The sequence below is a fragment of the Methylobacterium sp. WL18 genome (genome assembly GCF_008040015.1).
Taxonomy (GTDB): domain Bacteria; phylum Pseudomonadota; class Alphaproteobacteria; order Rhizobiales; family Beijerinckiaceae; genus Methylobacterium; species Methylobacterium mesophilicum.
This window is the reverse complement of record NZ_VRVD01000257.1, coordinates 1-6,525: the sequence shown is the minus strand read 5'-3', so window position 1 is coordinate 6,525 and position 6,525 is coordinate 1. Positions and strand designations below refer to the sequence as shown.

The following is a 6,525-nucleotide window of genomic DNA, read 5'->3' as shown; positions in this document are numbered from 1 at the left end:
CCTGCCTCCCACTCCGCCCGCACCCGCGCGGCCTCGCCGAGGCCGAACCAGCGGGCGCGCGCCGGGGGCGTTGCCTCGGGATCGACGGCGATCACTTCGAGGAACGTCGATGCGCCGAGGCGCAGCAGGTGGTTGCGGGTGCCCATTTCGGGATGGCGCCCGCCTTCCGGCATGTCGAGGCCGAGGCAGTCGCGGACATGAGCCACGCCCTCCGCGAGATCGGGGGCCACGACGACGAGGTGGTCGAGGGTGAGCATGCGTATGTCAGCCGTCGTTGAAGGGTCAGGAGCTCGACGTGTCACCGACTTTTCTGCAAATTTTTGTGAACTGAGCCCGAAAGCGCCATAGAATCGCCGGCCTATCGAAACCCCATCTGTGCTTGCGGTAGTTTGGAGCCTAGACATACCACTCGGCCTCAGGCTATTTTTCTTAGTACAGCACCGATGAAATCGCGCCGCCGGCTTAGTTCCTTGCCTCTACATCCGCCAAGGTACAAGCTAGTAAAGTTTTCGAACGAGCATTACAAATCGGCGATATCGTGGTTGAGCCACGCGCAGAAGCAGGTAAATTCTGACTTCTCGGGAAGCCGCCCTCGGCGTCGCTGCGCTTAGTTTCGCCGAAAATATTTGTCACAATCGATGCCGCACCCTAATGAGAAAAGCTCTCAATTCGGCGCCGTCGTGAAACACAACATCGGCAGATGATGACCACCACAGCTTCCGCAATTCCTCATTTGAAATCTTGTCCTGTGTGATTACATCTAGAAAATTTCGTAAATTTGCTCGTTTTGTGTCCCCCTTTATTGGAGAAAGAACGGTATCGATCATCTCATCTTCACTGGACACATCATCGAGAAGGTCTTGATAGAATTGCAAAGTGAACTCGATGAATTCCTGCGAAAGACGCATTTCAATCTCCCTCTGTTAAAGGATAGGCCGAACGGACGCGGAATCCTCGCGGAGAAGTAGAATCATACCTAAGTTCAACGCCTACGCTATATGTGTCCCGCATGTGAACAATACCTTCGTCTGTACTATAGGCCTCTCGACCAGTTTTACGATCAAATAATTTTTTTATGAATTTGCGGGCATCTGCGCCAGAGGCAACGCGATCGACAGAATTCCGGTTGGACTCAATGGTTTGGTTAACTAAATCATTTGCAGATTCGATCGAATCAAAGCTGCCATCTCGCTTAATTCCTCCGTTGGCTATCAATGAACGCCATTGCGATTTCCGCACACGCTCGAACAATTCGTCATCAGATTTTCCGACGTGCCTTCCGAGGGTATGTCCTCCTTGGCCTTCTTCAGATCTGAGATCGACGCGATACTGCCGATCGGTTCCATCGCCGACAAAGAAAAGACGGACATCGTCATCTCTTTGGCGACCGATCGAACCGTCGGCACTCGTCCACTGTCCCCCGTCCGGATGCCCAGCGGGGACCCGCGGTTGGCCGGGATTGTAGGCCCGAAGGATGAGGCCAAGTCGAAGCAGCTTCACCTCAACACTGAGAGCTGCCAGCTGCCACCGGAACCGGGTGACGACGATCTCTTTCGTGACCATGAATCACCCCGCCTGCGAGCGGGTCATTCATAGGCTAATAATCTTATGTGTCAAGCATGTTCTTGTTTTGTTCGATAATTGGCTTTGGAGTAGGCGACGGGCGCTTCCACCTCACCTCTCACAGTCGGGGCCGGGCTTCGCGCCCGGCCCCCCCTTCACATCACAGCGAGTAGTACTGCACGAACTCGATCGGGTGCGGGGTCATCTCGTAGCGCAGCACCTCGGTCATCTTCAGCTCGATGAACGAGTCGATCTGGTCGTCCGTGAACACGCCGCCCTCCTTGAGGAAGGTGCGGTCCTTGTCGAGGCTGGTGAGCGCCTCGCGGAGCGAACCGCACACGGTCGGGATCTTCTTCAGCTCCTTCGGCGGCAGCTCGTACAGGTCCTTGTCCATGGCCGGGCCCGGGTCGATCTTGTTGCGGATGCCGTCGAGGCCGGCCATCAACAGGGCCGAGAAGGCCAGGTAGGGGTTGGCCATCGGGTCGGGGAAGCGGACCTCGACGCGCTTGGCGTTCGGGCTCTTGGTCCACGGGATCCGGCAGGAGGCCGAGCGGTTGCGCGCCGAGTAGGCGAGCAGCACCGGCGCCTCGTAGCCCGGCACCAGCCGCTTGTAGGAGTTGGTCGACGGGTTGGTGAAGGCGTTGAGCGCCTTGGCGTGCCGGATGATGCCGCCGATGTACCAGAGGCATTCCTGGCTAAGCCCGGCATACTTGTCGCCGGCGAAGACCGGCTTGCCGTCCTTCCAGATCGACTGGTGGACGTGCATTCCCGAGCCGTTGTCGCCGAAGACGGGCTTGGGCATGAACGTCGCCGACTTGCCGTAGCTCTGGGCGACGTTGTGGATGCAGTACTTGTAGATCTGCATGTGGTCGGCGAGCTTGGTCAGCACGTCGAACTTCATGCCGAGCTCGTGCTGGGCGCTGGCCACCTCGTGGTGGTGCTTCTCGACCTTCACGCCCATGGACTGCATGGCGGCCAGCATCTCGCCGCGCATGTCCTGGGCCGAATCCTGCGGCGGCACCGGGAAGTAGCCGCCCTTGGTCTGGACCCGGTGGCCGAGGTTGCCGCCCTCATAATCGGTGAAGCCGTTGGTCGGCAGCTCGGTCGAGTCGAGCTCGAATCCGGTGCGGTAGGGGTCGGCGGCGAACTTCACGTCATCGAACACGAAGAACTCGGCCTCGGGGCCGACATAGATCGTGTCGCCGATCCCGGTCTGCTGCAGGTAGGCCTCGGCGCGCTTGGCGGTGCCGCGGGGATCGCGGGAATAGGGCTCGCCGGTGGCGGGCTCGAGCACGTCGCAGATGATCGACAGGGTCGAGGCCGAGAAGAACGGGTCGAGGCAGGCGGTGGACGGGTCCGGCATCAGCAGCATGTCGGACTCGTTGATCGCCTTCCAGCCCGCGATCGACGAGCCGTCGAACATCGTGCCTTCGGCGAAGATCTCATCGTCGATCAAGGAGACGTCGAACGTGACGTGCTGCCACTTGCCGCGCGGATCGGTGAACCGGAAGTCCACGTAGCGTACGTCGTTGTCCCGGATGGTCTTCAGAACCTCGGCCGCAGTCGTCATCGTGGGCATCCTCCAGGAAAGGCGTCGGGGATTCTCGCTCGGAGCGGCCGTCGTTGGGTCGGGCCGCACCGGCCGAGCCGCTTGATATCCGTCGCGCGCGCGCGTTGCCACCCGCGGACGGGCGGAATCGCCCATGGAACGAGACGTTTGGCTCCCTCTCGGTCCGAGCCTCTCGATTCCGTGATCGGCTAACTGCGCAATCACCACCTATCGAAGGCGGACGAAGACAGTCCTGGCATAGTCCGTGCAAAGGCGGCAGCGGCCGTCGAGACGGCGGCATGCCGTTCGCGTCGCCCGGGGATTGACCAGGTCGCGCATCGACAACGGACGAGAGAACCGGAATGACGAAATATAAGCTCGAGTATATATGGCTCGACGGGTATACGCCGGTCCCGAACCTGCGCGGTAAGACGCAGATCAAGGAATTCGACAGCTTCCCGACCCTCGACCAGCTCCCGATGTGGGGTTTCGACGGCTCGTCCACGAAGCAGGCCGAGGGCGGCAGCTCCGACTGCATGCTCAAGCCCGTGCGCCACTTCCCCGACCCGGCCCGCAAGAACGGCGTCCTGGTCCTGTGTGAAGTGATGATGCCGGACGGCAAGACCCCGCACGAGTCGAACAAGCGCGCGACCATCCTGGACGATGCCGGCGCCTGGTTCGGATTCGAGCAGGAGTACTTCCTGTACAAGGACGGCCGCCCGCTCGGCTTCCCGGCCAGCGGCTTCCCGGCCCCGCAGGGCCCGTACTACACCGGCGTCGGCTATTCGAACGTCGGCGACGTCGCCCGCAAGATCGTCGAGGAGCATCTCGACCTCTGCCTCGACGCCGGCATCAACCACGAGGGTATCAACGCCGAAGTGGCCAAGGGCCAGTGGGAATTCCAGATCTTCGGCAAGGGCTCGAAGAAGGCCGCCGACGAGATGTGGATGGCCCGCTACCTGCTCCAGCGCCTCTGCGAGTCCTACGGCATCGACGTCGAGTACCATTGCAAGCCGCTCGGCGACACCGACTGGAACGGGTCGGGCATGCACTGCAACTTCTCGACCGCGTTCATGCGCGAGCATGGCGGCAAGGCCTATTTCGAGGCCCTCATGGAGGCGTTCAAGAATAACCGTGAGGATCACATCGCCGTCTACGGCCCGGACAACCACATGCGGTTGACCGGCAAGCACGAGACCGCCTCGATCCACGAATTCTCGTACGGCGTGGCCGACCGCGGCGCCTCGATCCGCGTGCCCCACTCCTTCGTGAACAGCAGCTACAAGGGATACCTCGAGGATCGCCGCCCGAACTCGCAAGGCGACCCCTACCAGATCGCCTCGCAGGTGCTGAAGACGATCTCTTCGGTGCCGACCGAGGCCGCCGTCGCCGCCTGAGGCGGATCGGGAGCCGAAAGCTTCCGACGTCCAACAATCTCCGGAGCCGGGCCTTCGCGCCCGGCTTCGCCGTTTTCAGGTCCGGCGCGGGCGCTCGTCGTCGCGGATCGCGGCCTCGTGGTACCAGGCGCCGCCGAAGCTCGGCATCGACACGGGCTTGGCCTTCTCGGCCGCCCGCGGTGCGGGTCGGGCGCGCCGGAATGCCGACAATTCGTAGATCTTGGCGGTTTCACGCCCGTCGGTTCCGGCCATCACATGGTCCTCCTGAATGGGATCGAAGCGGCCGATCCGGCCGTCCGTGCCCGAGGATGTGGGGTTGCCGGCGCAACACTCCATGCCTCGGCACGTCGATGCCGGACATTCGTGCAGCGTGAATTCTTAGGCAGGACGGTGCCGGGGCAGGAAAACGCGCGTTCGCGGAGTGGGAATGCTGATCGTTCCCGTGATCAAGGCGTAAGATCCGCCGGCTCGACGCCGCGCGGATCAGCCTTCAGATCGCGTCGGTGCCGGTCTCGCCGGTGCGGATGCGGATCGCTTCTTCGATCGTGGAGACGAAGATCTTGCCGTCGCCGATGCGGCCGGTCTGGGCCGACTTGCGGATCGCCTCCACGGCACCCTCGACGAGGGCGTCCGACAGCACGATCTCGAGCTTCACCTTGGGCAGGAAATCGACCACGTATTCCGCGCCGCGATAGAGCTCGGTATGGCCCTTCTGACGGCCGAAGCCCTTCGCCTCGATGACGGTGATGCCCTGGAGGCCGACCTCCTGGAGCGCCTCCTTCACCTCGTCGAGCTTGAAAGGCTTGATGATCGCTTCGATCTTCTTCATGCCGCTCGGGCCTGCGCTGCGCTGCCGGATATTTCTAACATCGTCGGGAAGCCTCCGCCACGCCGTTTTCGCGACGGGCGTCACGTTAGTGCCCATTCGGAGCGCAAGCTACGCACATCCTTCGGGCTTTGGATGAATTTGTGGCGCATTTTTAATCAGCGGTGTTCGGTGCACGGGCAGACGTGGGGATGAGCATGCGAGTGCTGACGGTGGCGGCGATGCGCCGGGTCGATGCGGCGGCCGTCGATGGCGGTATTCCTGGCCTTCGACTGATGGAGGCCGCCGGTGCCGCGGTGGCCGCTCGCGCTGCGGCTCTGCTGCCCGACGGCGGCCGCGCCGTCGTGCTGTGCGGGCCGGGCAACAATGGCGGCGACGGGTTCGTCGCCGCACGACTGCTGACGGAGCGCGGCTACGCGGTCGATCTGTGCCTCCTCGGCGATCGCGCCGCCCTGACGGGTGATGCAGCCCTGGCGGCCGACGCCTGGACCGGCCCCGTGCATCCGGCGACGGCCGCCGCGCTGCCCTCCGGCGACCTCGTGATCGACGCGCTGTTCGGAGCCGGCCTGTCGCGCGATCTCGACGGCGTCGCCCGTGCCCTGATCGAGGCGGTGAATGCCGGTGGGCGCCCGGTGCTGGCCGTGGACGTCCCCAGCGGCGTCGACGGCGATACCGGCGCCGTACGCGGCGTCGCGATCCGCGCCGTCGAGACCGTCACCTTCGTCGCGTTCAAGCCGGGGCATCTGCTGCAGCCCGGGCGGAGCCTGTGCGGCCGTCGGCACCTGGCCGATATCGGGGCGGGCGAAGCGGCCCTGGAGGTCGGTTGCGCCGCCGCCGAGCCGCCGCTCCACCGGAACGGGCCGGATTTGTGGGCGCGGGTGTTCCCGCGCCTGACCGGCGAGAGCCACAAATACACCCGCGGGCACGCGCTGGTTCTGTCCGGTCCCGCTACCAAGACCGGTGCGGCCCGGCTCGCTGCCAGGGGGGCCCTGCGGGTCGGGGCCGGCCTGGTCACGCTCGCGTCGCCCACGGCTGCCCTGGCGGAGAACGCCGCCCAACTCACCGCCATCATGCTGCGTCCCTGCGAAACCGCCGACGACCTCGACGACCTGCCGCCGCCAGAGGCGCGGCGCCCCCCCGGGGGGGGGGGGGGGGGGGGGGGGGGGGGGGGGGGGGCGGGGCCACGGGCG

At 63.9% G+C, this 6,525-nt stretch carries 8 protein-coding genes; 2 read left to right on the top strand and 6 right to left on the bottom strand.

Features of this window, described 5'->3' with window-relative positions; all coding sequences use genetic code 11:
• The 4 genes from FV228_RS17445 to glnA form a co-directional block, all read right to left on the bottom strand.
• The coding region (locus FV228_RS17445; protein ID WP_147855783.1) for a VOC family protein at window positions 1–257 on the bottom strand (257 nt) is incomplete at its 3' end.
• 372 nt (window positions 258–629) lie between these two features.
• On the bottom strand, window positions 630–908 hold the full coding sequence (locus tag FV228_RS17440; protein ID WP_147855782.1) for a hypothetical protein: 279 nt from the start codon (window positions 906–908) through the stop codon (window positions 630–632).
• Window position 909: 1 nt separating this feature from the next.
• Window positions 910–1,563, bottom strand: a complete 654-nt coding sequence (locus FV228_RS33175) for an RNase A-like domain-containing protein (protein ID WP_246693934.1) — start codon at window positions 1,561–1,563, stop codon at window positions 910–912.
• 160 nt (window positions 1,564–1,723) lie between these two features.
• Window positions 1,724–3,133 carry a type I glutamate--ammonia ligase gene (glnA, locus tag FV228_RS17430; RefSeq protein WP_147855781.1) on the bottom strand — a complete coding sequence of 470 codons (1,410 nt, stop codon included), beginning with the start codon at window positions 3,131–3,133 and terminating at the stop codon, window positions 1,724–1,726.
• Window positions 3,134–3,474: 341 nt separating this feature from the next.
• Between glnA and FV228_RS17425 the strand changes: the two genes are divergently transcribed.
• The gene (locus FV228_RS17425) at window positions 3,475–4,509 is read left to right on the top strand and encodes a glutamine synthetase beta-grasp domain-containing protein (protein WP_147855780.1); all 1,035 of its coding nucleotides are present in this window, start codon (window positions 3,475–3,477) and stop codon (window positions 4,507–4,509) included.
• Between the two features lie 75 nt (window positions 4,510–4,584).
• On the opposite strand, the gene FV228_RS17420 is transcribed toward FV228_RS17425, so the two are convergent.
• The gene (locus FV228_RS17420) at window positions 4,585–4,761 is read right to left on the bottom strand and encodes a DUF2735 domain-containing protein (RefSeq protein WP_147855779.1); all 177 of its coding nucleotides are present in this window, start codon (window positions 4,759–4,761) and stop codon (window positions 4,585–4,587) included.
• Between the two features lie 238 nt (window positions 4,762–4,999).
• Window positions 5,000–5,338, bottom strand: coding sequence for a P-II family nitrogen regulator (locus FV228_RS17415; RefSeq protein ID WP_003600526.1), 339 nt, complete (start codon window positions 5,336–5,338; stop codon window positions 5,000–5,002).
• A 194-nt stretch (window positions 5,339–5,532) separates the two neighbouring features.
• Between FV228_RS17415 and FV228_RS17410 the strand changes: the two genes are divergently transcribed.
• The coding region (locus FV228_RS17410) for an NAD(P)H-hydrate epimerase (protein WP_147855784.1) at window positions 5,533–6,525 on the top strand (993 nt) is incomplete at its 3' end.

Coding starts and splice junctions, on each gene's coding strand:
- FV228_RS17440 (WP_147855782.1), bottom strand. CDS start 908: ATGCGTCTTTCGCAGGAATTCATCGAGTTCACTTTGCAATTCTATCAA.
- FV228_RS33175 (WP_246693934.1), bottom strand. CDS start 1,563: ATGGTCACGAAAGAGATCGTCGTCACCCGGTTCCGGTGGCAGCTGGCA.
- glnA (WP_147855781.1), bottom strand. CDS start 3,133: ATGACGACTGCGGCCGAGGTTCTGAAGACCATCCGGGACAACGACGTA.
- FV228_RS17425 (WP_147855780.1), top strand. CDS start 3,475: ATGACGAAATATAAGCTCGAGTATATATGGCTCGACGGGTATACGCCG.
- FV228_RS17420 (WP_147855779.1), bottom strand. CDS start 4,761: ATGGCCGGAACCGACGGGCGTGAAACCGCCAAGATCTACGAATTGTCG.
- FV228_RS17415 (WP_003600526.1), bottom strand. CDS start 5,338: ATGAAGAAGATCGAAGCGATCATCAAGCCTTTCAAGCTCGACGAGGTG.